Raw genomic sequence first — 26,724 nt, forward strand, 5'->3', positions numbered from 1 at the left:
GGGGCTGAGCGCACCCAGCGGCCGAGCGGACGACGAAGGACGACGGCGGGCGAGCGGCTGCAGGTGCATCGGCGGCCGTTGGCGGGACGATAGCCGCCGTACGGTTCCCTGCGCCGCCTCCGTGGAATAGGCTGTCGTCTTCCAGGGGCCAGGACCCCGGACGCCCGGGGTCAGGAGCAGGAGGAATCGTGCCGAGACTGCGAGTGCACAATTTTTCCGTCTCGCTCGACGGCTATGCAGCCGGCCCGCGCCAGAGCGTGGAGGACCCGTTGGGAGTGGGCGGCGAACAGCTGCACGAGTGGGTGTTCCGGACCGCGGCCGGCAAGCGCATGGGCGGCGAGGGCGGGGGTTCCACCGGGGTGGACAACGACTTCGTCGAGGCCGGGCAGGAGGGCATCGGGGCCACCATCATGGGCCGGAACATGTTCGGGCCGGTGCGCGGGGAGTGGCCCGCCGACGAGTGGCGGGGCTGGTGGGGCGAAGACCCGCCGTTCCATCATCCGGTCTTCGTGCTGACGAACTACCCGCGGCCGCCCATCATCATGGCCGGCGGGACCGTCTTCCACTTCGTCGACGACGGGATCGAGTCCGCCCTGCGGCAGGCCTTCGAAGCCGCCGCCGGGCAGGACGTCCGGCTCGGCGGCGGCGCATCCGCCGTCCGGCAATACCTGAGGGCGCGGCTCGTGGACGAACTGCACCTGGCCATGGTGCCCGTTCTGCTGGGCTCCGGCGAGCGCGTGTTCGACAACCTGGACGCCGCCGCTCTCGGCTATGAGTGTGTCGAGTTCGCCGCTTCGCCTGCCGCGGCACACGCCCGTCTGGTCAGAAGCACTGACCGGTAGCCCGTCCGCGCGGCTCCGGCGCACACCCTTACGGTACGCGGTGCAGCCATTCTTCCGTGCCGAACTTGGTCTCCACGAGTTCCCGGGCCATGGCCAGCTCTTCCTCGGAGAAACCGCTGTCCTCGGCCGCATAGCGGTCCTTGAAGGTCCGGATCATCACCTCGATGATTTCCTCGCGGGTCAGGCCGGTCTGCCGGCGCAGCGGGTCCACGCGCTTCTTGGCGCTGGAGATGCCCTTGTCGGAGATCTTTTCCTTGCCGATCCGAAGGACGTCGGTCATCTTGTCCGCGTCGATGTCGTAGGACATGGTCACGTGGTGCAGCATCCCGCCATTGGCCAGCCGCTTCTGCGCCGCGCCGCCGATCTTGCCCTCCGGCGTGGCGATGTCGTTGAGCGGCTGGTAGAACGCCTTGATGCCGACCTTCTCGAGTGACGCCATGACCCAGGCGTCGAGGTACGCGTAGGACGCCTCGAAGCTCTGCCCGTCCACCAGGGTCTGCGGCAGGTACAGCGAGTAGGTGATCGCGTTGCCTTGTTCCATGAACATCGCGCCGCCGCCGCTGATCCGGCGCACTACGGTGATGCCGTGGCGTTCCACCCCGTCCGGGTCCACTTCGTTGCGTACCGACTGGAAGCTGCCGATCACCACCGACGGTGCCTCCCACTCCCAGAACCTCAGCGTCGGCGGTCGCTTCCCGGCCCCCACCTGGCGGGTCAGGACCTCGTCCATCGCGACGTGCAGGTGCGTCGGCAGCGGGGTGGGCGGAATAACCTGCCAGTGATGGTCAAGCCAACCGGTGGCCTTGTTGAGGGCGCGGCGCACGGCCACGGCAACCGCATCGGCCGAGAAGCCGAACATTTGCGCGTCCGGCCGCAACGCGGAGTTAATCGCGCCGGCATAGTGGCCGTGGGTGCTTTCGATGCTCATCCCGTTAAGCGCGGCGTTGATGTCCGCCAGTGCTTCATCCGGTTCCAAAAAGAAGTCGCCGCTGACGGACGGCCGGATAATCTGTCCGTCCGCCACCTCGAAGTCCACGACCACGAGCTTGCCGCCCTGGACCTTGTACTCTCCATGGCGGTGGTCGGTCATGTGCGCTCCTTGGCTGTCTTGGGGCTATCGTGGCGGGGACGGTTCCGGCCGCCAGGCGGCGGCGGTCGACGGTTTTCCCAGTCTAATCAAGGCCCGTGGGCAGCCCGTCCGCGCGGGACTCAGGTTCCTCCCAGCTGCTGCCGGGGCTGTGCCCAGAACCCCCTCGTAGTGTCATAGACACCTCATCACGGTGCGAGTGAAAGAGGGGCCGGACGTGCCCGGTCCAAGCGCCGGCGGGTATGGAGTAACTCCCCCCAACCTCTCCACTACCCGTCGGCGCTTTTTCATGCCTTCTTTCCGTCGCCCGTGTCGGCAAGCTTCAGCCCGATCACGCAGCCGATGATCCCGGCAACGAAGAGCAGTTTGAGCACGCTCGCCGGTTCTCCACCGAACAGCATGGCGTAGCCGACGGTCAATGCCGCCCCCGCGCCGGTCCATACCGCGTACGCAGTGCCAATGGGGATGCCGCGCATGGCATAGCCCAGGCCAACCATGCTGAGGGTCAGCGCCACGAAGAACACCACGGCGGGCCCCGTGCGGCTCAGTCCGTCCGACATCCCCAGGGCTGTTGCCCACACAGCTTCCAGGACGGCACTGATCAACAAAACAGTCCAATGCATGGCAGCCCCTTAACCGATCGCCTTGAGGCCGACGACGCAGCCGATGATGCCCAGCAGGAGGAGTACGCGTATCAACGTCGCTTTCTCGGCGCCGGTGACCATGGCCACGGCCGCGGTCAACACCGCACCGATGCCGACCCAGACCGCGTAGGCGGTCCCCACCGGTATGGCCGTCATGGCGTAGGCCAGGCCGGCCATGCTCAAGGCCATGGATACCACGAATATGAGGGTGGGCCAGAGCCGGCGGAAATTCTTCGATGCGCCGAGGGCCGTGGCCCACACTGCTTCCAACACACCGGACAAAACAAGTATCAGCCATTCCATGAATGATTCCTTTGGCCAGTCTTGTCGCACACCGGGTACTGAACCGTCGTCCGGAGACCTCAGGAAACAGGTCTTGAACTAGAAAATAGCAAAGCACGACGCCGGTGCGCAGCTTTGGTGGCCAACCTCACCGGCCTGGGGCCCGGCCTCGGTCGTTGATGGCCTTCCCGGATTGTTTTGCGCTTTCCCGCGCACGAATCCCCCACAGGCATCGAACCTGGGGAGCCGCATTGCTACCGTCGTGCGCAAGCGGGTGCAACGGCGCGAGGACGTGGGCGGTGCGGTCGAAGTCCTGGCTGCCGCGAAGGGCTCTCTATTGACCCGGTCACTCTAAAGGAAGAGGAGGAGGCAGCCGGTGAACGAGGAGATCTATCACCAGGGCAATCCCGAGCCGCCGATCGCCGGCGACGAGACGGCTACCCTGCTGGGCTTTCTGGAGCGGCAGCGCGCAACCTTCGCGTGGAAGACCGGCGGGCTGGACACGTCCGGCCTGCAACAGAAGCTCAACCCCTCATCGATGACGCTGGGCGGCATGCTCAAGCACCTGGCCCGCTTCGAGGACGACATGTCCACCGAGTGGCTGAATGGCCGCGCCCAACTCCCACCGTGGAACGCCGTTGACTGGGACAGCGCCCCCGACTGGGACTGGCGTTCCGCCCACGATGACTCCCCCGAGCAGCTGTATGGACAATGGCGCGACGCCGTAGCGCGCTCCCGTGCCTTGTTCGGCGAGGCGCTGAGGGACGGCGGCATGGGACGACGGGGCATAGTCGTCTCCGACCCCGACGTTGAACTACCGAATCTGCGCTACATCCTGCTCAACATGATCGAGGAGTACGCCCGCCATAACGGCCATGCCGACCTCATTCGGGAGTCGGTGGATGGGCTCGTCGGCCAGGACCCGCCGGGTTAAGAACGGCGTGCCGTGCCCCAGCGGGAGATCCTGCGCGGCAGGGGGCTATCCGGCACGCCGTTGCGCCAGGCGCCACGCTGCTTGAAGGCCCGATATCAAGGCAACCAGGAAGCCGAGCGCGCCTAACCCGAGGAAAAGCAGAACGAAACCGATCCTGAGAGGGGAAGGAGGCAGTCCTTGATCGGCCTCGCTGATTCCCCCGAAACCAATCCAGGTAAACAAGGCCAACACCAGTCCAAGGAACATCATGGAGATGCCGTATGCGAAGGCTACCGCAACGGGGATTTTTTTCCTGAACTGCTGGCCCCTTTCACTGCGTTTACGGTGCATGCTGTGGACTCCTTGGGACATTGAACGGACGGCCACTCCTCAAATTATCGAATGATAAGCCCTGTCGGGATACCCTGATCAGAAAGTCTGGGCGCTGGAAGGCCGAAACCGGAAGAGGGCAATGCGTAGAACATTCAACATCGCGGTTGCCTTAGTCATCGGCATGATTTTGGTCAGTGCCGGATTGTCCTTCTTTGGATATCCGGAATGGGGAGGATATGCCATCGAGGGCTTGATGCTCATCTCCGTGGTGGTACTTGTGGCCAGGCTTGCGCTCGGGGGCAGAAAGAGCATCTCTCAACCGATGGCGGAGCCCGGAGAGACTCCTAATGATATATACCTCGGCGCCACCTACACGGGCCCACGGCTCCTCGCCCCTCCCCGAGAAACGCATGCAGAGTTGGTCATCGATGATGATGAGCGGCTGCAGTTCCTTGAGGCCCTCAAGAACGCAGACGCAGGCTCACCCCGCGACGTCTCTGGGGAACGGCACCGCCCCTAGCCGTATAGACAATTCCTGCCGCAGCTTCTCCGCAACGCCTTCCCGGAAATTCCAACAACCTGCGATCAGCCAAGCGAAACCACTTTCCTACTCGCCCTGCCTGATTTTATCATCAGTTGGATTTCGGCCTGCGTGAGGGCCATTCCCGTCTGCATAGTCGAAGAGCTCCGGATCTTCGACGTAGAAATGAAGGCCTGCCGCACAAAGGCAGGCCTTTTGTATGGCAAAATAATTCCCAGGCAATCGCACTGAATCCGTGCTTGACTGTTGCCGGAAATGTTGGGGGGAATACTTGCGCAAGAATCCGGGCCGAATGCTGGCCTCCATCGTTACGGCCGGAGCCCTGTTGCTTGGCGGGTTCACGGCCGCAGCCCCGGCTGAGGCCCTCGGGCCGAAGGCCACGGGGCCGAGCGCCTCCTCGGTGCTGAACTCCCTGCCGGTCAAGGGCAAGGCCGCCAAGACCGGCTATTCCCGGGGCAAGTTCGGACCCTCGTGGAAGGACACCGATCACAACGGCTGTGATACCCGGAACGATATCCTTAAGCGCGACCTCACCAAGGACAGGTTTAAGCCCGGCACGAATAACTGCGTCATCGCTTCCGGCACCTTGAAGGATCCCTACACCGGCAAGACCATCAGCCACGTCCGCGGCGGCAATAAGGTCGACATCGACCACGTCGTGGCTCTGGGCCAGGCCTGGGTGTCCGGTGCCCAGAAGCTCTCCACCGCCCAGCGCACCGCTCTGGCCAACGACCCGCTGAACCTGCTGGCCGTGGATGCCTCCGCGAATCGGGCCAAGGGCGACCGCGAGGCCAGTGCGTGGCTGCCCAAGAACAAGTCCTTCCGTTGTCCCCTCGTCGCCACCCAAATCGCGGTCAAGAAGAAGTACGCCCTGTCGGTCACTCCCGCAGAGAAGGCCGCCATGAAGCGGGTCCTCACCTCCTGCCCCGGGCAGAAGACGGTGAAGGTCACCGCCATCAAGCCGGCCAGCAAGGCAACGCCGACTAAGGCCGCCAAGCCCTCCACTGCATTGAAGGTCTCCCCCGGTGCTTTCTGCGCCTCGTCCATGAAGGGCAAGAAGGGCATCGGCAAAACCAATGGCAAGACCTACACCTGCAAGGCGTCCTCCACGGACAGCCGCCTCCGCTGGCGCACCTGAGCGGGGGGTTCAGGAGGAAAGGGAGCGCACCACACGTGCGGGTGAACCCACAACGATGGAATTATCGGGCACGTCCTTCGTGACTACGGAAGCGGCCGCCACGACGGCATTTTCCCCAATGGTCACGCCGGGCAGGATGGTGGCGTTCGACCCGATCCAGACATTGCGGTTGATGACGATGGGAGCCGGGTGCATGTCCCCGCGGCGGCTCGGCGCAAGGGCGTGGTTGAGTGTGGCCAACAAGGAGTTGTGCCCGATAAGACAGTCGTCACCAATCACCACGCCGCCCTGGTCCTGAAATTTGCAGCCTGAGTTAATGAAAATCCTCTTCCCGAGCGTGATGTTCTTCCCAAAGTCGGCGTAGAAAGGCGGGAAAACCGTCACGGATTCGTCAATCGGCTTGCCCGTCAGCTGAGTCAACAGCTCCCTCACCCGCGCAGGTTCCTGATAGGCGCCATTAAGCTCGCCGGTAATACGCAGCGCATCTTGGCTGACCCGGTGCATGACGGCATGCAATGGCGAGCCCCCCGTGATGGTTTGGCCGGCGTTCAGGGCTTCAAGGAGATCTTCGAGTTCCATGGTGTCCTTCATGTTCATCCCGGAAGAGTTCGCCCAGGCGTGGCATGCATCCAGCGTATGTTGCAGCCGGCAGATGGCGGCACCCTCCCGGGCATTCCACTCGGGGACACTGGCATGAGTTGGCTGGCCGCGTCGCCGTCGGAAACCCACCACACGGCCCCACCAGATGCGACGATGATCGAATGCAGAACCGGGCCAACTTGCTCCTTGAGGGACCGCGCGGGCGACGCCTATGCCTCGAGCTGGCGAAGGAGGTCAGTCCGGACGTCAGAACGGCCGCATTCGGGCTGGCATACGAACCGGATCCTGGAAAGGGCTCGTCAACGGTCCTGCTGACCGCCGGTCAAGGTGTTGCTTCCGCCCCTGCATCACCGGAAGAGTTTGCGGCAGCGATTGCTTCCCTCGATCCGGGTGCCCTGAACGATGTACTCATCCAATCGGCGCTGCAACCAGCCGTCGGGTCGGCCAGGTACTGGCAGGAACCGGAGGGGGAAGACGTGCTCGCCGGGCACCCCGCCGTCGTTGCCGCCCTCTACCCCGTGGCCGAGCAGGTCATGGATTCGTCGACGGGGCGGCAATGGGGTCAGCCTCGCCGGACCGGCCAGTGGGCAATTGACTGGCGATCCGCGGAGGACCCGGCGCCGCTGCCCAGAGACCCGCAGCGAACTTTGGCTGAGTGGGGACGTGGAGAGCGAGCCGAAGAAGCCCGGGCTGCGAGAGATCGACGCGATGACCCGGGGGCACCCTGGTCCGGCAGGTGGTGGTCATTCCCGCAGGGGCTGCTCCAGACCGTCGGGCAGATTCCGGCAGGCCTGGACCTCGTCGAAGACAACCTTGGCTGGGAAGCTGCCACCACGATTCCGGTCCGTGGCGTGGGCCGGACGTATGAGATCCGCAGTGGCGATGACTGGATCCGGCTGTGCCGCGCCTTCCCGCTGGACGTTACCGCCTCCCGCCGGCACGACTGGTACCGCACTACCGGACGGGCCGGCCGATGGGTAATTCCCGACTGGGAACGAGTCGCCCACGACTGGGATGCCGTACACCTGACTGTCTTGGCATACCTCAACGGCGCTGCGCGAGCCCTCCAGATCGATTCAGACGCGGCTAGTGTCATCGCTGGGTGGAACCCCGATACCACGATCTGGCTCGCGGACGTCGCACGCGAAGGGGAAGGGCCCCGGCAAATCTGGCATCGCTCGCCGCAAGACGGCTGCTGGTCTCTTGTATCACCGCAGACCGAGCCATGAACCAGCTGGCGCGCGCACGGAGTGTGCTACGTCATCGATGATTCTGCAGGTCGCAAGCGACTTTTGAGAAGCTCGATTTCTTCTTGACTGAGCCCTGCTTCGAGCAGATAAACGCGGGGATCAAATCCTGCCAACCAGGTAATGAGTTCCGTCCGTCGCTCCGCGATACGGTCCTCTAACTCTTCGATGGAGTACACCCTGACCTTGCCGTGGGTCGGATTGCGGCGCGCGTGCTTGTCCACGTCGCGAACCGCACGCTCATAGTCGCTGGCAATCGCTTCAGCCGGCACTCCAGCTAGTGCGAGGAGAACGGCAGCAATCATTCCGGTCCGATCGCGACCGCCTGCACAGTGAAACAGCACCGCTCCTTCAGCGTGGGCTATCGTCCGGAAGATTTGCGCAAACTTCTCGGGATAGAAGGCAAGATTGTCCCGGTAGGACGCAGTGTGATCCAGCAGAGGTCCGCAGACCCGCATGAACTCCTCGTCGTCGGGGTCCTCGGTCGGCAGGTTAACGATCAACAGGTCTTCGAACACCTTCCCGTCAATAACGGGATGATGCCGCTCCCTTTTAATTTCGCCGGGGTTTCGTAGGTCAACAACGGTGGTGAGGCCGGAGCCCAGCGCATCCTCCCAGCCCTGGAGAGACATGTACTCCCGCGCCCCGGACCGGTATAACTGCCCCCGGCGTGTTAGACCACCTGCACGTAGCGGCATGCCGCCGAGGTCGCTGAGGTTGAACGCTCCGTCCCACGGTGTCCTGTTCATGACAGGGCAGTCTACAGATGAGCGATGCCGCACACTTTGTGCGCGGTCTCGCCGGTTGGGATCGCGCGCGCTCAAGTCCCGCCCGGCAACCTACCCGTCGGCGGCGCAGAACAGCTGCAGTTCGGCTTCTCCGTCGCGGATGTAGTGCAGACCTGTGAACCCGTGTCCCCCGGCGAAGCGGGACTGTAGGGAGACGCCGTCCTCCAGCTGGTACAGCATGTTCGCCAGCGCGTTGCCGGCCCCGTCGGTGATGGCCAGCGAGACGGCGCGGCCGTCCGGGGCATCCCCCGTGTAGCTTCCGGACAGCCGGAACGAGCCGGCCATCAGCTCCTCCCGGTCCGCCGCCGGGCCGTCGACCCGGGGCAGGACCAATTCGCCGGGTTCCTCTCCGGTGCTGCTGCCAAAGTCCGGACGGTACTGCGTGGTGCAGGTGACCTCGGCCGGCAACTGCTGGGGCCCCGCTGCACATCCCGTGAGCAGGAGGGCGGAAACGGCCAGCGCGACCGGAGCCCATACCAACAGCGGGCCGCGATGGTCCCGCCGCCCCGTGCGGACCGCTTGATGGTATGGAGTTGGTGCCATGTCAGCAGCCTAACGCCGCGGCCGCCGCGGGGACCTCAAGTACCGACGCGCCGGCTCCCTCCCGCCGATCCAATACGCCGGCGCGTTAAACGGCGAAGCCCGCACCATACGGTGCGGGCTTCGCTGAAGGCTTGCGGGGAGAAGGGTTACTTCTTGCCGCCGAAGCCCTTGAAGCGTGCGTTGAAGCGCTCCACGCGGCCGGCGCTGTCCATGATGCGCTGCTTGCCGGTGTAGAACGGGTGGGACTCCGAGGAGATTTCAACCTCGATCAGCGGGTAGCTGTTGCCGTCTTCCCACTCCACCGTCCGCTTGGAGGTCGCGGTGGACTTGGTCAGGAAGGAAACGCCGGAGGCCAGGTCGCGGAACACAACCGGGGCGTATGCCGGGTGGATATCAGACTTCATAGTTGTACCTTTTCTACGCGCCCCTGGATTTTGCCAGCGGCTAGAAGGATGGAAAGATGGCAGCCCTATCAGGGCCAGCACACAACTCTACCGCATTCGGCGGGCTTACGTCGAAGTGACACGGCAGGCCCAGAACGCCACCGCGCTGGCGGCCGCAACATTTAGGGAGTCCACTCCCGCACGCATGGGGATCATCACCGTCAGGTCCATCCGGTCGAGCGTTTGCTCCTTCACGCCGGCGCCCTCCGTCCCCAGCACCAGTGCCAGCTTGTCGTAGCTGCGCCGTTCCAGCTCATCCAGGGTGATGGCGTCCTCGGCCAGCTCCAACGCCGCCGTGGTGAACCCCGCGTCGCGGAGCAGGCGAACACCCTCCGGCCACTCCGGCAGCCGGGCCCACGGAATCTGGAAGACCGTGCCCATGGCGGCAGCGGACCGGAAGATCGCGCCCACGTTGGCAGGCGTTGCAACATGCTCGGAACTCGCTGAGGGTATGATCCTGGCCGTTGATACTCCAACAACAGGCTTCAGCAGTCCACGTCTTCCCTATGTGCTGGCAGGGAACGGAGCGCTCTTCGGCGTAGTTGGATCACTTTTTCGGCGTTCAAAAAACCTATGCGCTCGAAGACCAAAGATGCGACCGGAAATCCCAGCCAAGTATCGTTGAGGCTGGAACGCAGACGGGTTTTATGGACGGTGCACATCACGTTGACTCTCATAGGTCTGATTCGGGTGACCAGCGACGTCCACGACGTTAAGCGCCAGCGTGACGCGCTGGATCCGATCTGCGGGCGAGTGTCTTCGAGGAAACGGCAAGCCGAAGGCGTTTGATCAAGAACCGGCCAGAATTACTGACAGCCTTAGATTACCTGGGGCCAAATGATGTGCTCGTGATCATGAAAGCCAATCACCTGGCACAGTCCATGATCGACGGCCTCGAAGTGCTCAACCAGTTGGTTGAACAGGGTGTTGTGGTTAAAGTGCTCGAAGACATCGCTACTGGTACTCACATCGAACGCTCATCCATCTTGGACGCAGGGCAGGAAATTGCTGAACTTCGTCGCAGCATGCTGAGCTGGCGAATCAAGACCGGCCTAAAACTGGCAAAGGGGCGTGGGAGCGTCGTCGGACGTCCTCGCCTGATTGACGACGAAAAGCGCGCTATGATCCTGTCGCGCCGTGAGAAGGGCGAATCCATACGGGCGGTCGCGCAATCGCTGGGCGTCTCCGTCGGAACTGTACATAACCTGCTCGCGGACATGGAACGCGTAAGCCGTATGTAACCAGGGCCTAGTGGCGGCACACGCACGGTCGCTGCGTGCGCCTGTATGCAGGCAAAACAAGCAAGCGAGTCAGTCGGGCAAACTCCATAGCGCCAAGTTGCCTTGAGGTGAGCGGTTAGAAGGAACTTGGCAATCTTCACCCATCTGACGGCAGGAACTCCGCTCATTGTTAAGTTAGGAGGTGGGCACTTGCTACGCAGAATCCCCGCTGGTTGCCGAGTCCCAGCCGTATTTTGCTCAAGGTGGTTTTAGACTCTCAGGATGCGAGAGAACGACTTTTTCGAAGAGGCTGAGGCCGCCGATGTTTGGGCCCGTCAACAGGAGACGCTAAACACCGACCTCATAGAGCGAGTCCACGCAGGACCCCTTAAATCTGCTACTGACGTCGAAATCGCCGTCCCCTTGGCCAGACTCGTCCATGACGAGTATCGAAATCGCGGCACTGAGAATAATCCCAGGATCTCGGTTCATGAGTCCCGCGCCGTAATGGCTGCCCTAAGGGCGGTACTGAAGCGCTTAGGCGTCGACTTCCGACCCCCGTTCTTTGATTTCGATGGGTTCTACAGCTACTGGAAAAACAACAACGGCTCCAATTCCTGGCAGGCACGTCGGCAGATGCTCTCGGAGCTATTCGATCCTTTGCACGAACAGCTCGCTGATCTGGAGGCCGGTACCGTCGCGTCGACTCTCGCCGATCCTGTAACGTCGCACCTTCGCACCGGTTGGACCCGGGTAGACGAAGAGATCACGGAACTCCGGCGACACTTCCAGAACGCAAGAACTGAGCAGGACTACCGCAATGTGGGCAATGACTGTGTGATCATCCTGGAACGCCTTTCTGAGGCTGCATACGTTCGTGAACGGCACTTGTTCGACGGTGAGGAAGAGCCTCCGGTTGCCAGCACGAAGAACCGCTTGGAACGAGTGATCGAGGTCGATCTTGCCGGGTCGGAGAATGCTGCACTCCGGAAACTTGTGCGCTCGGCGATTGAACAAGCTCAGGGCGTCAAACATGGCGCCACGATAAACCGCCGATACGCCGGTGTAGCCGCAGACTCAGTCATCCTGCTAGCGAACATGCTGCGTCGCATAACCGATGGGTCGTCAACCCCATGACAGAACATGTTGTAGAAGCTACTGCCGAGTGGCTCGATCAGCCGTTTGATCAGAAGACGGCGGATGGTTGGGACCGCCTCAACTGTGTCCGTCACGGCCTCTTGAGACATATCTTGGTCCATGAGGCTGGTCATGCCGTTGCAGCGGCGAGGCTCAACATTGAGTTCGTCGACGTATCGGTCACGCCACCAGAGGAGCGAACCAAGGTGAATGATGGGTTCATCGGCGGGGGTCTGCAGCTGGTGCACTTTGAATATGGTTGGGCGGCCGACCGTATTGATGATGCCTATGAAATGTTGTTAATGGGAGTGGAAGCCGAACGGAGAATTCTGCAGGATGCCCTCAACGGCGGCTATCTTCAGGATGTTGAGAGGTTCAAAGTTGCAGGCAATTACCTTGACGGAGTGCCAGAGGCAGATTTTAAAGCGCTGCACCATAGGGTCATGTCCAAAATCGACGAGAACTGGTCGCAGATCGAGCAAGACATCAGGGCTGTGGTAAATGCTTTCGCAGCACAGTTCACTGCGTCGGGTGCGGAGGTGATGCGTGGTTTGACAGAGCATCTACTGCTGACCTCGGCCGAAGTGCACTCGATTCTTGATATTGAAAAACCCTCGTCATGACCGCTCCGACTGCTCGAACGAGCAATGTTCAAGCCACCATCTCTGTCGATGTTCGCAAACCTTTGAATGGGGCGTTATCAATCAATCGCTGCGAGCGTCGCGTCGAGTGTGAATGAGAGGATCAATCCATGACTGCCGATCCAACTATGGCCAACACGTCCCAGCCGAAGACCATGACGCTGGACACCGGCAGTCTCCCCCTCGGTGAACGCGCCCTGCGACACATACTGGACCACGTCCTCGCAGTTGGGGACGAGGCCGAGACGGCCTATCTGGAAGTCAAGAGCTGCCTGGACCTCGGCAGCAAGCCTGGCGTGGCGAAGGTTGCAAAGTTCCTCCTGGGCGCGGCAAACCGCCGACCGAAGGAGGCCGAGCGCCACTTCCGGGGCTACGCCGTCCTGGTGATCGGCGCGCAGAAGGACGCCGCACCAGGTATTCCCCGCGGCGTCGAGGCACACGAGTTGGAGGACCGGCTCCGGCCCTACCTCGGACCTCAGTTCCCTGCTTTCGAATTTGGCGGGATCGGCGTCGACGATCATCGCGAAGTGTTGTTCATCGTCGCGCAGCCACCGCGGGAAGGGCAATCGATCTTCCCATGCCACAAAAGCTTCGATGGCGACGATCGCCGCGATAGCCTCAAGGACGGCGCAATCTACGTGCGAGGCACCAGCAATACTCGCCCTGCCCGGGCCGGTGAGGTACTGGCGCTCGTTGAACGGGCCCGTGGCGGCGGCAAGCCACCCATCGAGCTTGAGGTTGCGATCCTCGGCTCCGTCGGTTGGGTCGCTCGCGTCGACGAGTTGATGGACCGGCTGTACGAGTTCGAGGAGGAACGCTTTAGCGTGATGCCCGAGCCGGTTCGGAGCACGTCGTTGTTGAGCATAACGCCGCCCAACTTCTTCGGCAGCCCGGAGCCCAGAACGGCAGAGGAGCGTGCAGCACGTCTGGACTCGTGGCGGAATGAGAAGAGCACCAACATCGCAAAAGGTCGAGAGCACTTCCTCGCCGTCGCGCTGCCTGGTGCAGGAATCCGCGTCGTCAGCCGCGACAGGTTCGTCGCCAAGCCCCACCTCATCGTGACGATCCACGGCTGTGAGGCGCTGGAGTTCCGCGAGGCCGACGATGCCGATTTCGAGAAGGTGGTGGAACCGATCGTGAGGCAGCCGAGCCGCTACGTGCTGGGACCCGACTTCTCGGATTACAGGATCACGCCGCGTGGCTATCCCGTCAGCTGGACCAACCAAGGCCACGACGTCGAAGTCACCCTCAGGCCCGACTCGTTCCGGCCCAACGCCCCGTGGACTAGCGACCAAGATGACTATGTGCTCCTGGCACGGGACCCTGAGGCGAGTTCATTGACCGTGACGTGGGTACTTACTGAGGAAGGCAATGATGAGGTCACAAGAGGCGAGTTCACGGTCCCAGCCGCAGACCTCCTAGATGCCGGTGAGCTATTCAACTGGACGTTCCTCTAAGGCAAATAGTCGCACCTTTCGGCGTGGGTGCGCGAGCAGGCTGAGTTCCGGCTTGGGAAAGCGTCGCGCTAGTTAGCGGGTCGTCCAGCCTCGGTCTCGGTACTCGGGCACGATGGTCACATGGCTAGGTATCGGATGACGGGTGTATCGGCTCCTTTTGGCGGGGCGCAGTGGGAGCGCAGGGACGACGATCGGGAGATTGCCCGACGGGTCCTGAACCTGCTGGGTGATCGCCGCATACTCTGGAAGGACTTCTCGGTAGAGATCGAGGAGCACTGTGTCGGGTCCGCTGACCACGCACGCAAGGAACTCTCGAAACTTCTCGATAACCCTGAGATCGGACCGGAGATGATCCGCCGCGTCCAACTGCTGCAGAGGCTGTTCCGGGACTTCATGGACGAAATCGGTCCATCGGGTGACGACTGGGACCGGCGCTCCAGGCCGATGGGGACCGACCCGCTGTCCATGGCGCTCGGTCGGTTGCGCGGGCTCGCGGGTATCCAGATTGGCGAATTGGCGGCCGAGTACGGCCTAGAAGTCTCTGAAGAACTCGCCAGCATCGTTCCGGACCAGGCAGGCTGGTTCTTCGAGAGGTTCGACGGTGGTTCGGAATGAGCGGCGACAGCGACTGCATGCGTGACCTCCGTTCTCGCGTCCGTCACCTTGCGGCCGATTGGCTCGCCGACGAGGGAGACAGTCTTTGGGTTAGTGCCTGGACGACGAAGGACCGGGTCGCCGAGGCCATCGCGCTCGTGGCGCAGATGGCCGGTCAACTCGGCCAAGAGGCCGACGCGTTCGACCGTGAGCGCTGGTACGCAGCCGTCGCCCTTACTCGACAGAGCGTTAAAGCCCATTACCTCATGGCGGTATTTCGGGACGACCCGACGCAACGACAGCGATGGTTAAGCGCCTCCACTAACCGAATCAAGAAGTCATTTCGGCCGGGTTAGATGAGGCAAGCCGGAGGGTTCAAAGCCAGCGAGTACAAGCAACGCTCCGCCTGGGGAGGACACCCCAACCCATCGGCTCGGTGGCTCCTGCCGAATCACCAGGGCGGCGTACACCCAGCCATCCTCGTTTCCGACCTCGCAACGCATCTGACGGAATCCGTTGACCTGTTCGCGTCCGTCATCGACACCATGCCAAACGCCCGGGCTCTTGCCGGAAACCTTCCATCACAGGGCGACCTCACCTGCCAGCGATGGCGCTCAGAGGACCCCCTCTCGGGCCGTTTCACATTGCCCACTCGCTCAGTTAACCCTCCATCGCCGGTAGCCGAGGGTGAAGGGTAGAGTGCGTGCGGCCTTGACCAAGGCAATCACCGAGGTCTGGTCCGGACCCTCGACGGTTATCCGGGATGCCGCCTACGAAGCTGCGAGGGCATAGGCTACGCCCACAAGCTGGCCGCAGAAATTTCATCAGGGGTGGGAAAATGGTCGAGGAAGAGTGGTACCAGTCGCTTCGCGAGCAGTGGAAGCCGTCCCATATTCGGCTCTTGCTCATCGGTGAGTCAGCACCCGATGATGGTGGCGTCCCAAGCAACCGTCGGTTCTTTTACTCTGAGCCGTTGGACCAGAGGGATAATCTCTTCAGATCCGTCGTTGCAGCTCTCTACGACAGTGGCAAGCTGACCAAAGGAGATATTAAAGAGCCTTGGCTAGCGCGCCTTCGTGATGACGGCGTGTACCTGATTGATCTCGCATCACGACCGGTCAACGCGGTTTCTCCCGCAATACGCCGGGCGACCCTCAGAGCGAGCGTTGATGATTGCGTCCAGCGCGTCCGTGAACTTGATCCTGACGGAATTGTCATATGTCATACCCCGACTTTTGAGCTCCTCGCCGGTCCACTCAAAGTTGCACGTCTTCCGCTACTCCATGAAGAAGCGATCCCCTTTCCGCTCGGCAACAAACGCAGTGAGTTTGTCGAGAAAGTGCGCCAAGGGGTTCCGGGGCTTCCGCGGTAAGGAAGCAAGCACGAAACCTGGGGTTAGGCCATTCTCGGTCTGCCGGCGGCTTCTTCCCGAGCCTCGACGTACATGGTCCAAAGCTGCGTACCGCAACGTGCTTGATCCCCTTGCCATGGCCATTAGACCCAGAGTGTCGCGCTTCCGAAGGCGCAACGCAGGTCGGGCGGGCCATTGATGCCAGCAGGTCTCAGTCTGCCTTCTGATCTCCTTTGACTCCGCTCTTACCGCTTGCCCAAAAAGGGAAAATCACGAGGTACAAGCACAGCCACCAGGTAAAAACCGAGTGCACTCCCCCGGCCCCAGTTTCTCCGATAAGGCCATGGGCTTGGACATTTCGATAGTTAGGGCCGTGCGGGTTCACCAGGAAGGCGTCGAATAGGAAGGTCATGCTGGGGCCTAAAATGTCTGCTGTCTGTTCCATCTCCAGCAAAGTTCCCAATGAAGCCTCCGTATGGATGCCCTCAGGATTGAGAACGGTTGTGTCCCCGCCCCTGCCCTTGATGTGATAGCGCAAGAATGCTTCCAGCTGCGGTATTAGCAGATGAGAACTGCTCATAAAATCCCAATCGAAACCTGCAGCCAACCCCTTCGTAAAGAAGGCTTCGCGTCCAGGAGGAACTGCTGCCGACTCTGCAACCAGGGGCAGCAACTCTCTCTCCCTTATGCAGTGCTCCTGATTAAAGGCTTCTAGTCCAGGAATAATGGCACCCCGCACGACTATCTCGATCCTACGAGAGTAGTTCTCAATCGCGCGAACTAAGATGACGTCCTCATCATTGGTAGAGTCAGCTGCCGGGACTCTTGCTATCACGCGCCCATCTTCGTGCAAAATGGACTTAGGAAAGATGCTTGACAAAGACCCCTCTGCCGCCTGTTCCCGTTCCGCGCTCAGCAGTTCCTCGCGTGTAGGAATCGGAAAAAGAGAGATTAAGCCGTAGAGCGCGTCGAGGACCGGTTTACCGGAGACTCTAGACTTCGCTTCTTCAGCCAATTCCGACAGGTCAATGGGATCCGATTCAATGAGCGACATCTCCTCGACCGCCCGTGCCCCAGCGGCCGCATGGCGCTGCCGTAATTCAGTTAGGCTCGTTTCGAAGCCTTCTGCGCGAAACTGGCGAGGTATCCTCCTGTATTGCTGTATCGCTTGCTCAAGCATCGTCGCGATGCGAATGTAGCTGGGTTCCGCCGATTCTTCTTCTTGGGTTGCTTCCAATTCATGCGAAAGGGCGAGAGCCTGGACTATGTTCCAGTAGTCACCGGTACGCCCATTGGCAGCTTCCCAATCCGAAGCTGCCTGCAGAAATACTCGTTCTGCGAAGTGCCCGCCTTCGTCCCGCAGCTTATTAGCCATCGCCCGAAATGCCTGCGACCGATCTTCTCGCTTATCCGCATCCAAGCCGTAGCGAATAGAAAGCAAAGACAATTCGCGAGCGAGAGTATTGAAGTCGATCAGTGCTTGACTCAGGGCGTCGCTGATTTTCGCTTCAAGGGGTTCTATGACTGCAACGTCGGCCCCGCGAATCGTACGAGCCAGGCTAAGCGCCCGATCCCAGCAGTCCACGATGGAATGGCTTCTCACAGTTTGGGTAGCCGGAAGGTTAACCGCGGAGTAGGCCTCGATGGCAGCTAACGCTGTACGGATCCCCAGATCTCTTCTTTTCAACCAAAGAATGTCCCAGACTCTGCCGCGGAGGTCAGGGCGCACGATTCGGGGAGCGGCGGAAACGAGGAACGCCAAGCTTTGAGGGGTCAAGTCATCGAGGGAAAAGGAGCGCCGGTCGCCGAGTTGAATGGCCGGCGCATACGGCATATTGCGACTGGCAGCAGCAAAATGCAGAAAACAGATCTCAGACAAGAGGTGAAAGATCCTCTTGTCATGTTCCGTCAGGTCTTCGTCTACGTCTGTTGATCGAAGAGCCTTATGCATCTCGTAGTAATCCGCTGTGGCGCAATCTATTAGCGCGTCATCAAGCGCACTCCAGTCAAAAGCCTCAGCATTCAGAGCAAGTGTCTCCTCGCGCTCCTTGTCTGACATAAATCGTCCTATCCTCAGGCCCCTGCATTTTCCTGCGACTTCCTAGACTATCGGCGCTCTCAGCGAGCAGCTGAGAGCCACGCCCTGGTACCACTGACTCACCTGCTAATGGCTTCCTGTTCGCAGCCCGCCCCTAGACAGCAGCCAGAACTTCCCGTTTAGCCCGTGATTACGTCCCGGTCGCCGTACCGGTAGCGGCGGCTGCTCGATGTTGTAGCCGGACACAGGAATAACCGCGCCCGGATCGCCACGGCGTGAACCCTTCTCACCCCTGCAATGAAGACTTGGCTCCGCAGCAATGCACCGCCCGCTACCCTTCAAGCTGTGGCAACCTACTTATAGGGAGGACTCGCTGTCCTCGCCGACCTCCAGAGCATCCGACGAGGTCCGCCCCGATCCTCGCCGCGGACCTCCACAGCTTGCCAACGCTTGAACTGCTCGACCATGAAAGGCGAATGACCGTTGCCGGGACAGGCCATCTGAGGCCGAGCGCAAGTCCGATGGCCAATTCTTCGTCGATGCCGGACTTGGCGCTACTTGGACAAGATCGGGTCATGGTCAATATCGTCGTCCCAGTAGTTGAATCGGTCGCCCAACACTGCCAGCAAAGCTCGCGGCTCAAAGCGGTGGAGGCGCAGCTCCAGTCCCCACCCGCGAATGGTCGTGAGCGCAGCGTTCGCCAGGTGCACCCACATCCTGTCCTCAGTGAAGACATTTGGCGGCGGCATCGGGTCGTCCAAGCGCTCCTCCGCCCGCAGGAGGCTCTGCACCCGTTCCATGTCGTCCTTTGTGAGTGCGGTCATATTCACACCCACGCATCGTGCCCGATTGTTAACCACAATGTTGACGACTGCGAGGAGAAGGTGCCAATCCTTCCATCCCTGGGCACGCAGTGATGCCACGACGTCCATGAACTGCTGGTCTTTGGAGAGACGCTGAAGCGTCAGCCGCACCGGCGGCCGCATCGTCTCGTAGCGGCTGGCAATGGCATCAAGAACCTCGGCATGGTCGTAGGCCGCGGCGTGTTGCGGCAGCTTTCCGCGCAGCCTGGCGTCAGGCTGCGGCGAGCGGGGTTTATCGGCTCCAATGAGGCCTTCGGCCAATCCGCTGATTTCGTCATAGAACGAGTCTTTGTGAAGGTCGACGAGTTCGTCATACGGCCGTACGCAGGTCAGCATGTTCGGCAGGTTGTGTTCGTAGGTGCGGTTCATCACCTTGACGAATTCCTGCTGTCCGAGCAGGGACTGAGTGACGATGACCTGGAGCGCAGCCGAGGCAACCTCCAGTTGAACCGCCTCGGCCGTTCCGGTTCCGCGGGTAAGGGTCACCAGGTGTCGGGTTGTGTCTCCACTGCGTCCGGACGCTGCCGTAAAGACCGATCCGGGTTCGACGGGCTGGTTGGCGACGTCAACCTCTACACGGATCTCACCTGGGATGAGAAGGAGGTCTTCCCCGGCGAGGTCAGCAAGAGTGATCTGTGCGGCAGCAACAAACCGTTCGGCTGCCAGAACGTGCGAGCGGTCGTTTGTGGTCGTGACAATCCACACGTTGCCAAGTGCGCCCCAGGTGTACTCACGAACCGGGCCGGCATCGGAGAATGGCCGCCCAAGGCCGTCCCGGTCGGCCGCGTCGGCGATCTCGTCTTCTCCGGGGTGGTCAATGTGCGCCACCGAAGCCAGCATGGGAGCCACGAGTTGGTCAAGCTGTGTGGACTGGACAATCGACTCGATGGCGGGTGCCAGTGCCGGGCGAAGGGCGGCTGCGGCCCGGAGGATGTGGCACTGGTTTAGTAGCATGTCCCGGAAGTACGGATAGCGATCGAAGCTCCAGGGGTCTCCCGCGAGCTGAGCCTGGGCCCAGATTCCGATTCTGAACGTTTGAGTTGCGGTAAGCCATTGGCCGGCCTGGTGTTCATAGGTGGCAGCCAGGATGATTCCCCGGGCCATGAGGACGGCAAGATCGGGGCCACCGCTTGATTTGGCGATCATCGCCGCACTCATTGCATACTGTTTCGCCGCCAGCGGCAGTCCGAGGTCGCTGTAGACCGCTGACGCGAGCAGCATCATGATGGCCGCTCCCTCCGCGGTGTCGCCGTTGAGCCAGTTCAGCTTTGCGGAGTGAATCTCCCGGAGGGCTTCCAGGGGACGGCCTCCTTCAAGCAATGCCATGGCACGACGCTGGGCCCGGTCGCCGGCCGCGGCCTGGCCGGAGCGCTCCACGGTAACGTTGTCCAGCGTCTGCCGCACCTTGGAAAAGTCCGGGTGATCGATCAGGGCGGGCGCTGTGAGGTCGAAGATCGACATGAGATCATCCAGCGGTACCATCGGTGCTTTCGGCAGGATTTCCACGAGATCCACCAGGTACCGCATGCCGCCGTCCAGGTCGCGCAGCTCCACATCGGACGGCACGGCGGGGAACGCGCGTCCTTCCCGCCTGGCGGCGCTCAGCTTCTGGTGGACCTCTGACAGCCAGGGGCCAGGGCCGGCGGCTTCCTCGAGATCTTCCAGTGTCACATCGGAAGCCCCAAGGGCGAGGATCGCTCCGGCTGCCAGCAGACCTGCTTTCGCGTTTGAACCTGCCGCGGCGGCCAGCCCGGCTTCGAGCAAACGCTCCAACTCAGCGCTCCACGCTCCTGCTTCATCAGCCCTGATAGTGGTTCCGCCAGCTGGCATCGTGGCCTGTACGAGCCGGAGCAGGGTGATGGCGTCGATCAGAACGCCGGAATCGCATGGTTGGGATGCAAGCCGGTCGAAGTAGCCACGGAGGATTGCGTCAACCGGCTTCAACGTGTTGAGACCGAATCCGGTTGCGATGACGATCTCGTAGTCGACACGGTTCAGGACGCTGGGGTGCCCACCCGCCGCGTTCCGCAGCATATGCGCCGCAGCCAGCCAGTCCGGAAGGTCGGCACGCGCCGCAGGATTCAGGCTGGAGAACCTAAGGCCTTCCCTCAGGTCGACGATCTCCCCCATGGAGCCCGACAGGTCGGACGGCGACCGCCAGCGGTCGCGCTCCTCGCGGTACCATTCGGGGAACTCCTCATCGGACTCTTCGCGTTCGGGCGCGAGCGAGGACGGCACATGGAGGAATTCGACGGCGAGGTGGAACAAGTCAGGGCTGGCAAGCTCGTTTGCGATCGCCTGCGCGTCCCAGATGTCCAGTGCAATCGAATACTCGCTGCGTGCATGTTCCTGGAGCTCATGCCTTTTCGCTGTGTCGACAGGCCTGATGGTGAAATAGATGACACGGTCGACCGGTGCACCCTTGCCGCCGATCTTCGCCAGATCAGACTTGATCTTGGATGGAATCTTGGTGCGCTGGGCAGTGACTGCAAGGACCACAGCGTCTTCTGTGGCGAGGGCGGTGAAGAAGGACGTGTCGGGCAGTTCTTTGGCCACAACGGTCCAGAAGCTTTCAGCGTCCCGGCCTCCGTCGCCGCCGGCGGACACAGGACCAGTCGCCGGCATGACGTTGCTCACGATGCGGCGGCGGGTCAGTCCGAGGCACAGCTGCTCGAACGCATGATGGGCGTTATTCTCACCGATGCTCTCAAGGTGGAACCGGATCTGATTGGCCAGCTGGGTAGGAGAGTTCAACGTCTGAGGCTCCTGGATTGGTACCGATTTCTTCCTTTGATCTCCCGAGGTGTGACGATCTCCACGGCGGGGCACCTGGTGCGGCTGCTCATGTCCGTGGCCTGCCGATCCACACCAAGTGCTTCTCAGCGACAAGTTGCCCGCGCAACAGGCGGCCACGAAGGACGCCCACTCTTGTCCGGCCCTCGACCAGCTGAAGACCTTCATCACCTGGATTGATCAGGTCCCGGTCGAGCACGATGGGCCACCGTTTCCAAGTCCCGTGGGTATCCCAGCAGAGCTTCGCGCCCATGTGTACGTCGTGCTTGCGCACAGCGATCGAGTGATCAGGATCAGCTTCGTAACATTCGATGGCATTGCCATCGGCGGGCCCTGTCGGCATCGCCACAAAGTCTTCGACGGGCAAGGTCTCCACCTGCCAATCGATCCCGCTGAGGTCGATCTCACCGTAGTCATTCAGGAAGGGGGCATACCCGGCGTGGTCGAACACCCATCGGTCGAGCACGTCATCGGGCCAGCGCAGTTCCCTGGCCTTGGCCAGCCGCCGGAACTCCGCGAATCCGTAGCCCTCCTCGCGGCACCGGAGCGCGTCCAGGGAGAAATCCGCCAGGTGTAGTCCAGCGTTAGTGGTTGGTATCATTTGGCTCTTCTCCCGGAAGTCGTGGTCACGCTTCCTGCGGCTATCGTCCGGCATTGGCTACCTCGTAGCGTAGAACGCCACTGCAGACGAGGCCGCGACATTGAGCGAGTCGACGCCGTTCATCATCGGAATCGTCACGCGCGCGTCGAGTACCTGATCCGTTTCTGGTCTCAATCCCTCGCCCTCGGTGCCGAAGACCAGCGCCAAGTTCTGATGGTCCTGCGCGACCAGCTCATCCAAAGTGATGGACCCTTCCCCGAGCGACATACCGGCCACGAAGTACCCAGCTTCCTTGAGGACCTCAAGGTCGTCAGGCCACGACTCAATCCGGGTCCACGGCACCTGGAACACGGTGCCCATTGACACCCGGATCGAGCGTCGGTACAGCGGGTCGGCGCACTGCGGCGAGACCAGCACAGCGTCGACGCCGATGGCTGCGGCGCTGCGGAAGACCGCACCTACGTTTGTATGATCGGTCAGGTTCTCCAGGACCGCGATCCTCGACCGATGCGGAGCAGCCTCCGTCAGCGAGGCATCACTCATTTTGCGACCACTGACGTTGGTGTGGTCCACGATGTCCTCCAGCACGGCCACCCGGCGGGCACCGGCCAGCACGTCCTCGACGGGCAGCGGCGCGGGCCGGTGCATGGCGGCCATCGCCCCGCGGTGCAGGTGGAATCCGGTGATCGCCTCCAGCACCTCGGGCGTCCCGACGAACACGGGAACGTCGGGGAACCGGTCGATCACGTCGCGCAGGTCGTCCAGCCACTTGTCGGTCAGGAAGAAAGACCGCGGGGTGTGGCCGGCGGCGATCGCGCGGCGCAGCACCTTGGAGCTTTCGGCGATGTACATCCCCTCGGCGGGCTCGCGGCGGCGGCGCAGCGCCGTGTCCGTCAGCTGCGCGTAGTCGGCCACCCGCGGGTCGGCGGCGGAGTCCAGGCGCACCAGGTTCATGCGAAGAGGTTCCTGACCAGCACGAACAGCGCCACCAGGCCAAGGGTAACAATGATGCCGCGCAGCACCACCGGCTTCAGCCGGCGCCCCACGGCGGATCCGATCAGCGCACCGACCAGCGAGCTGATGGCGATGACCAGCACCACCGGCCAGTCGATCCGGTCGAACGCGAAGAGCATGTAGGAGATGGCGGCGATGATGTTCACGCCCAGTACCAGCACGTTCTTTACCGCGTTGGCCTGCTGCAGGGTGCCGTGCAGGAAGACCCCGAGGATTCCCACCAGCAGCACGCCCTGCGCGGCCACGAAGTAGCCGCCGTAGACGCCCGCGAAATAGACCAGCCCCAGCAGCAGCCACGGCCGCGGCCGGGTCCGGGCCTGCGCGGCCTGGCGGTCACGGACCCAGGCCTGGAGCTTCGGTTGGAACACCACGAACAGCAGGGCCACCACGATCAGGAACGGGGCCGCCACGCCGAAGACTTCCTCCGGCAGGTGCAGCAGCAGCCAGGCGCCGGTGATCCCACCCAGCAGTGAGGCCGGAAGCAGGATGGCCAGGGTGCGGCGCAGCCCGGCCAGTTCCCGCCGGTAGCCGTAGACGCCGCCCACATTGCCGGCGATCAGGCCCATCGCGTTCGAAATGGTCGCGGTCACCGGCGCATAGCCCAGCGCCACGAGAATGGGGAACGTGACCAGCGTGCCGGAGCCGACAATGCTGTTGATGGTGCCGGCCCACAGCCCGCCCAGCCCGATAAGGGCAGCGTTCAGCACATCCATGAGGCAGGCGCCGCCTAGGCGCGCTTGGCTACGGCAGTGTAGCGGCCGCCGTCGTGCTTGACGCTCAGCGGCATGTCGAAGGCGGTGCTCAGGTTCTCTTCGGTCAACACCTCGGCGATGGGCCCCTGGGCCACCACCCCGCCCTCGCGCAGCAGCATGGCGTGCGTGAAGCCCGGCGGCACTTCCTCCAGGTGGTGGGTAACCAGCACGAGCGCCGGCGCGTCCTCGTCCCGGGCCAGTTCGCTCAGCCGCTGCACCAGATCCTCGCGGCCGGCCAGGTCCAGGCCGGCACCCGGCTCGTCCAGCAGCAGCAGTTCGGGATCGGACATCAGGGCCCGGGCAATCTGCACGCGCTTGCGTTCGCCCTCGCTCAGGGTGGCGAAGGTGCGGTTCATGAAGGTGGACATGCCCCAGGCATCCAGCAGCCGGAAGGCCCGGCGCTCGTCCATCTTGTCGTACTGTTCGCGCCAGCGGCCGGTCACCCCGTAGGCGGCGGTGACCACCACATTGAGCACCTGCTCGTGCTCGGGGATCTGGCTCGCCAGCGCCGTGGAGGCCAAGCCGATCCGCGGCCGCAGCTCGAACACGTCGACCTTGCCCATGGTCTCGTCCAGGATCCCGGCGATCCCGCGGGTGGGGTGCAGGCGTGCGCCGGCGATCTGCAGCAGCGTGGTCTTGCCCGCCCCGTTGGGGCCGAGCACTACCCAGCGCTCCCCCTCCTTGACCTGCCAGTCGATGCCGTCGAGCAGGGTTTTCCGCCCGCGGACAACAGTGACCCCGGCAAATTCAAGTACATCGCTCATATCAGTAGACAGTAGGCTAAAACGCGTAGTATTCGCCAAACGCGGCGCCGGAGCCTGCCATGATGGATCCGGCCCTCCCTCAAGCTTTGCGTAGAACGGAATCACCATGCCCTCGCTCCTCCGTGTCGTCTCCTACGGCCGGGAACTCCCCGACGCCTACCTCGCTGCCGTGCAGGCAGCGGTCACCGGAGCCGGCGGGAGCATCAGCGAGCTGGAGAACGCGGCCAACGACCGTTTCCAGGTCACCGTCCTGACCGTGGAGTACGACGGCGGAGCCTCCGACGGCGTCGCAGCCTTGCGGGCGGCGCTGGCCCCCGTCCTTACCGACGACCTGGGCACGGCCGTGATGGACGCGTCGCTGGCCGGGCCGCAGCGCAAGCTGCTGCTCATGGACGTGGACTCCACGCTCATCCAGCAGGAGGTCATCGAACTGCTGGCCGAGCATGCGGGCAAGCGCGAGGAGGTGGCCGCCGTGACGGAGGCGGCGATGCGCGGCGAACTGGACTTCGCCCAGAGCCTGCACGCCCGGGTGGCCACCCTGAAGGACCTCCCACTCGACGTGATCGACCGTGTCCGTGCCGCGGTGCGGCTGACGGACGGCGCCCGGGAACTCGTGGAGGCCTTCCTGGCCGCCGGCCACGCGGTGGCCGTGGTCTCCGGCGGCTTCAGCCAAATCCTGGATCCGCTGGCCGCCGAGCTGAAGCTGACCTACCACCGCGCCAACCTGCTGGGCATCGACGCGGAGCTGCTGACCGGCACGGTGGACGGCGACGTGGTGGACCGCGCGGTCAAAGAGGCAGCGCTGCGCGAATGGGCCGCCGCGGAGGCCATCGACCTGGCGCAGACCATTGCCATCGGCGATGGCGCCAACGACCTGGACATGCTCGCGGCCGCCGGCCTGGGCGTTGCGTTCAACGCCAAGCCTGCCGTCCGGGCCGCCGCCGACGCCGCCATCAACATCCCCTACCTGGATGTGGCCCGCTACTTCGCCGGCGTCTGACCCCGCCCGCGACGGCCGGACCCGCAATCCCGTGCCGGCCGGTTTCCGCTTGCCGGTTTCCGCCGGACGCGGCCCCTACCGCAGGGCCACGGGCCGGAGTAGGGTCGGTTGAACCTCCCCGGACCGCGCCCCGGCTGCCGGACTCCGGGCAGGGGTTCCCGGAACCTGCCGTGAAGGAGAACCAGCGATGGGCACGCACTCCACACCAACCGCCACCCTGGATCCGGACGTGGCCGAGACGTGCCGGCGCCTGGCGGCGCAGCTGCGGGTCGACTCCATCCGGGCCACCACCCGCGCCGGTTCCGGCCACGCCACCTCGTCGCTCTCGGCGGCCGACCTCATGGCGGTGCTCCTGGCGAACCACCTGCGCTATGACTGGCAGCGGCCGGAGCTCGCCGCGAACGACCATCTGGTGTTCTCCAAGGGGCATGCCTCGCCGCTGCTCTACGCCATGTTCCGTGCCGCCGGAGTGATCGACGAAACGGAACTGCTCGATACCTACCGGCAGTTCGGCGGCCGGCTGCAGGGACATCCCACGCCGGCCCTGCCCTGGGTGGATGTGGCAACCGGATCGCTCGGCCAGGGGCTGCCCGTGGCCGTCGGCATCGCCATGGCCGGCAAGTACCTGGACCGGCTCCCCTACCGGACGTGGGTCCTGTGCGGGGACAGCGAGATGACCGAAGGATCCATGTGGGAGGCGCTGGACAAGGCCGCCTATTACCGGCTGGGAAACCTGACGGCGATCGTGGATGTGAACCGGCTGGGCCAGAACGGGCCGACCGCACTGGGCTGGGACCTGGATCGGTACTCCGCAAGGATCAGGGCTTTCGGCGCGCAGCCGCTGCCGATCGACGGCCATGACCTGGCCGCCATCAACGAAGCCTTCGCGACGGCGCGTGAGACCACCGACCGGCCCAGCGTCATCCTGGCCCGCACGGTCAAGGGCAAGGGCGTTCCCGCGGTGGAGGACAGGGACGGCTGGCACGGCAAGGCACTGCCGGAGGACGTCGCCGGGGCCGCCATGGAGGCGCTGGGCGGCCCGACCCGGCTGCGGATCGCCCCGCTGGCACCGGAACCCGGCGACCCGGCCATCACGCC

General features: G+C 63.0%; 27 protein-coding genes, 1 pseudogene and 1 riboswitch. Of the genes and pseudogenes, 13 read left to right on the forward strand and 15 right to left on the reverse strand.

Annotated elements, in window-relative coordinates; all coding sequences use genetic code 11:
* Positions 1-188: 188 nt before the first annotated feature.
* Positions 189-842 carry a dihydrofolate reductase family protein gene (locus AC5RV2_RS04455; RefSeq protein WP_494091359.1) on the forward strand — a complete coding sequence of 218 codons (654 nt, stop codon included), beginning with the start codon at positions 189-191 and terminating at the stop codon, positions 840-842.
* 28 nt (positions 843-870) lie between these two features.
* On the opposite strand, the gene lplAB is transcribed toward AC5RV2_RS04455, so the two are convergent.
* The 3 genes from lplAB to AC5RV2_RS04470 form a co-directional block, all read right to left on the reverse strand.
* Entirely contained in the window at positions 871-1,932 is a 1,062-nt protein-coding gene (gene lplAB / locus AC5RV2_RS04460; protein WP_494091360.1) for a lipoate-protein ligase LplAB, read from the reverse strand.
* Between the two features lie 284 nt (positions 1,933-2,216).
* On the reverse strand, positions 2,217-2,552 hold the full coding sequence (locus tag AC5RV2_RS04465) for a DMT family transporter (protein ID WP_493999679.1): 336 nt from the start codon (positions 2,550-2,552) through the stop codon (positions 2,217-2,219).
* A gap of 9 nt (positions 2,553-2,561) precedes the next feature.
* Positions 2,562-2,876 carry a DMT family transporter gene (locus AC5RV2_RS04470; RefSeq protein ID WP_494091361.1) on the reverse strand — a complete coding sequence of 105 codons (315 nt, stop codon included), beginning with the start codon at positions 2,874-2,876 and terminating at the stop codon, positions 2,562-2,564.
* A 10-nt stretch (positions 2,877-2,886) separates the two neighbouring features.
* Positions 2,887-2,954: riboswitch (guanidine-III (ykkC-III) riboswitch) on the reverse strand.
* Positions 2,955-3,231: 277 nt separating this feature from the next.
* On the opposite strand from AC5RV2_RS04470, the gene AC5RV2_RS04475 reads away from it, so the two are divergent.
* Positions 3,232-3,789: a DinB family protein gene (locus AC5RV2_RS04475; protein WP_494091362.1), complete on the forward strand. Its 558-nt coding sequence runs from the start codon at positions 3,232-3,234 to the stop codon at positions 3,787-3,789.
* 45 nt (positions 3,790-3,834) lie between these two features.
* On the opposite strand, the gene AC5RV2_RS04480 is transcribed toward AC5RV2_RS04475, so the two are convergent.
* Positions 3,835-4,119: a hypothetical protein gene (locus AC5RV2_RS04480; protein ID WP_494091363.1), complete on the reverse strand. Its 285-nt coding sequence runs from the start codon at positions 4,117-4,119 to the stop codon at positions 3,835-3,837.
* A gap of 121 nt (positions 4,120-4,240) precedes the next feature.
* On the opposite strand from AC5RV2_RS04480, the gene AC5RV2_RS04485 reads away from it, so the two are divergent.
* On the forward strand, positions 4,241-4,621 hold the full coding sequence (locus AC5RV2_RS04485; RefSeq protein WP_494091364.1) for a hypothetical protein: 381 nt from the start codon (positions 4,241-4,243) through the stop codon (positions 4,619-4,621).
* Between the two features lie 313 nt (positions 4,622-4,934).
* Positions 4,935-5,780, forward strand: a complete 846-nt coding sequence (locus tag AC5RV2_RS04490) for an HNH endonuclease family protein (RefSeq protein WP_494091365.1) — start codon at positions 4,935-4,937, stop codon at positions 5,778-5,780.
* 9 nt (positions 5,781-5,789) lie between these two features.
* Here AC5RV2_RS04490 and AC5RV2_RS04495 read toward each other — a convergent pair whose 3' ends face one another.
* The 5 genes and pseudogenes from AC5RV2_RS04495 to AC5RV2_RS04515 all read right to left on the reverse strand — a co-directional run.
* Positions 5,790-6,359: a DapH/DapD/GlmU-related protein gene (locus tag AC5RV2_RS04495; protein WP_494091366.1), complete on the reverse strand. Its 570-nt coding sequence runs from the start codon at positions 6,357-6,359 to the stop codon at positions 5,790-5,792.
* Positions 6,360-7,635: 1,276 nt separating this feature from the next.
* Positions 7,636-8,376 (reverse strand): tyrosine-protein phosphatase, encoded by a 741-nt coding sequence (locus AC5RV2_RS04500; protein ID WP_494091367.1) that lies wholly within the window; start codon positions 8,374-8,376, stop codon positions 7,636-7,638.
* Positions 8,377-8,466: 90 nt separating this feature from the next.
* Positions 8,467-8,958 carry a hypothetical protein gene (locus AC5RV2_RS04505; RefSeq protein WP_494091368.1) on the reverse strand — a complete coding sequence of 164 codons (492 nt, stop codon included), beginning with the start codon at positions 8,956-8,958 and terminating at the stop codon, positions 8,467-8,469.
* Between the two features lie 146 nt (positions 8,959-9,104).
* A complete protein-coding gene (locus AC5RV2_RS04510) occupies positions 9,105-9,362 on the reverse strand; it encodes a type B 50S ribosomal protein L31 (protein WP_493978504.1) in 258 nt (85 codons plus the stop codon).
* Between the two features lie 105 nt (positions 9,363-9,467).
* A pseudogene (locus tag AC5RV2_RS04515) lies at positions 9,468-9,836 on the reverse strand (TrmH family RNA methyltransferase); the annotation flags it as partial.
* Positions 9,837-10,144: 308 nt separating this feature from the next.
* Here AC5RV2_RS04515 and AC5RV2_RS04520 point away from each other — a divergent pair.
* The 7 genes from AC5RV2_RS04520 (at position 10,145) to AC5RV2_RS04550 (ending at position 15,822) form a co-directional block, all read left to right on the forward strand.
* A complete protein-coding gene (locus AC5RV2_RS04520; RefSeq protein ID WP_494091382.1) occupies positions 10,145-10,642 on the forward strand; it encodes a recombinase family protein in 498 nt (165 codons plus the stop codon).
* A gap of 261 nt (positions 10,643-10,903) precedes the next feature.
* On the forward strand, positions 10,904-11,758 hold the full coding sequence (locus tag AC5RV2_RS04525; protein WP_494091369.1) for a hypothetical protein: 855 nt from the start codon (positions 10,904-10,906) through the stop codon (positions 11,756-11,758).
* Positions 11,755-12,381: a hypothetical protein gene (locus AC5RV2_RS04530; protein ID WP_494091370.1), complete on the forward strand. Its 627-nt coding sequence runs from the start codon at positions 11,755-11,757 to the stop codon at positions 12,379-12,381. Before AC5RV2_RS04525 ends, AC5RV2_RS04530 begins: the two co-directional genes overlap by 4 nt.
* A gap of 128 nt (positions 12,382-12,509) precedes the next feature.
* On the forward strand, positions 12,510-13,856 hold the full coding sequence (locus AC5RV2_RS04535; protein WP_494091371.1) for a hypothetical protein: 1,347 nt from the start codon (positions 12,510-12,512) through the stop codon (positions 13,854-13,856).
* A gap of 135 nt (positions 13,857-13,991) precedes the next feature.
* The gene (locus AC5RV2_RS04540; RefSeq protein WP_494091372.1) at positions 13,992-14,471 is read left to right on the forward strand and encodes a DUF6650 family protein; all 480 of its coding nucleotides are present in this window, start codon (positions 13,992-13,994) and stop codon (positions 14,469-14,471) included.
* Positions 14,468-14,806, forward strand: coding sequence for a hypothetical protein (locus AC5RV2_RS04545; protein ID WP_494091373.1), 339 nt, complete (start codon positions 14,468-14,470; stop codon positions 14,804-14,806). The genes AC5RV2_RS04540 and AC5RV2_RS04545 overlap by 4 nt, the downstream gene beginning before the upstream one ends.
* Positions 14,807-15,288: 482 nt before the next feature.
* A complete protein-coding gene (locus AC5RV2_RS04550; RefSeq protein ID WP_494091374.1) occupies positions 15,289-15,822 on the forward strand; it encodes a hypothetical protein in 534 nt (177 codons plus the stop codon).
* 190 nt (positions 15,823-16,012) lie between these two features.
* On the opposite strand, the gene AC5RV2_RS04555 is transcribed toward AC5RV2_RS04550, so the two are convergent.
* From AC5RV2_RS04555 to AC5RV2_RS04580, 6 genes are all read right to left on the reverse strand, one after another.
* Positions 16,013-17,860, reverse strand: a complete 1,848-nt coding sequence (locus AC5RV2_RS04555; protein WP_494091375.1) for a DUF7380 domain-containing protein — start codon at positions 17,858-17,860, stop codon at positions 16,013-16,015.
* Positions 17,861-18,393: 533 nt separating this feature from the next.
* On the reverse strand, positions 18,394-21,456 hold the full coding sequence (locus tag AC5RV2_RS04560; protein ID WP_494091376.1) for a hypothetical protein: 3,063 nt from the start codon (positions 21,454-21,456) through the stop codon (positions 18,394-18,396).
* Positions 21,457-21,544: 88 nt separating this feature from the next.
* Positions 21,545-22,096, reverse strand: a complete 552-nt coding sequence (locus AC5RV2_RS04565; RefSeq protein WP_494091377.1) for a hypothetical protein — start codon at positions 22,094-22,096, stop codon at positions 21,545-21,547.
* Between the two features lie 57 nt (positions 22,097-22,153).
* The gene (locus tag AC5RV2_RS04570) at positions 22,154-23,050 is read right to left on the reverse strand and encodes a TrmH family RNA methyltransferase (protein ID WP_494091378.1); all 897 of its coding nucleotides are present in this window, start codon (positions 23,048-23,050) and stop codon (positions 22,154-22,156) included.
* Positions 23,047-23,823, reverse strand: a complete 777-nt coding sequence (locus AC5RV2_RS04575; protein ID WP_494067783.1) for a sulfite exporter TauE/SafE family protein — start codon at positions 23,821-23,823, stop codon at positions 23,047-23,049. Before AC5RV2_RS04575 ends, AC5RV2_RS04570 begins: the two co-directional genes overlap by 4 nt.
* Positions 23,824-23,837: 14 nt before the next feature.
* Positions 23,838-24,626, reverse strand: a complete 789-nt coding sequence (locus tag AC5RV2_RS04580) for an ABC transporter ATP-binding protein (protein ID WP_494091379.1) — start codon at positions 24,624-24,626, stop codon at positions 23,838-23,840.
* A gap of 106 nt (positions 24,627-24,732) precedes the next feature.
* Between AC5RV2_RS04580 and serB the strand changes: the two genes are divergently transcribed.
* Complete coding sequence (gene serB / locus AC5RV2_RS04585) at positions 24,733-25,626, forward strand: phosphoserine phosphatase SerB (RefSeq protein WP_494091380.1); 894 nt, start codon at positions 24,733-24,735, stop codon at positions 25,624-25,626.
* Between the two features lie 187 nt (positions 25,627-25,813).
* A partial coding sequence (locus tag AC5RV2_RS04590) for a thiamine pyrophosphate-binding protein (protein ID WP_494091381.1) occupies positions 25,814-26,724 on the forward strand: 911 nt, incomplete at its 3' end.

Source organism: Arthrobacter sp. Y3225116 (assembly GCF_059091245.1).